Here is a 591-nt window from a genome sequence, read left to right as displayed (position 1 = left end):
AACTTGAGTAGAAAAAAGTATATTGAGTTAAGCGGAGTGAGTGTAAATGAATAAAGAAACGGTAAAAAACATTCGAAAAAACTACAATATGAATCAGCGAAACTTCGCTCAAGCAGTAAACTGCAGTTTTTCTTTAATTGCACTGGTTGAAGTGGGGAAGCGAAGAGTAACAAAAAACTTGGAAGACAAAATTAAGCAAGCATTTCAATTGAACGATCACGATTTAAAAACACTGCAAGGGTAATACAAAAAGTAGGTGTGAAACGAGCGCACCTACTTTTTTTCGTCTTGTTTTTTTGTAAGCGGATCTACCGTATGTTTGTAATCGTAAGCTTTCGAAGTAGTAACTATGCATAGCAGTAAAATAACAAATACAATGATAATAGAGAGCGTAATAATGATGATCATATAAAACGTCCTTTCTTTTTCTTATTACGTATGCTTTCGGTCTTATTGGTGAAATTCCTTCTTTCTCCACATAGTGCAGAAACGACAAACGCATACTAGTAACAGCCTAAAATAAAGGAGTGTTTATAATGAATGAAAAAGAGTTGAAAAAACAATTAAAAAAGGTAGCGGATTATCCTGCAT

The 591-nt window shown here is 33.5% G+C and carries 2 protein-coding genes; one reads left to right on the top strand and one right to left on the bottom strand.

The features are described 5' to 3' along the window. Nucleotides 1-46: 46 nt before the first annotated feature. A complete protein-coding gene (locus tag AC1DRF_RS31575) occupies nucleotides 47-244 on the top strand; it encodes a helix-turn-helix domain-containing protein (protein WP_013082432.1) in 198 nt (65 codons plus the stop codon). A gap of 29 nt (nucleotides 245-273) precedes the next feature. Here the strand turns inward: AC1DRF_RS31575 and ytzI are convergent, their stop codons facing one another. Beyond that, nucleotides 274-408: a YtzI protein gene (gene ytzI / locus AC1DRF_RS31570; RefSeq protein ID WP_016763550.1), complete on the bottom strand. Its 135-nt coding sequence runs from the start codon at nucleotides 406-408 to the stop codon at nucleotides 274-276. Nucleotides 409-591: the final 183 nt, after the last annotated feature.

Source organism: Priestia sp. P5_B4 (assembly GCF_056400385.1).
Note: the sequence above shows the minus strand (reverse complement) of the source record. Positions and strands in the feature narration are given on the sequence as shown.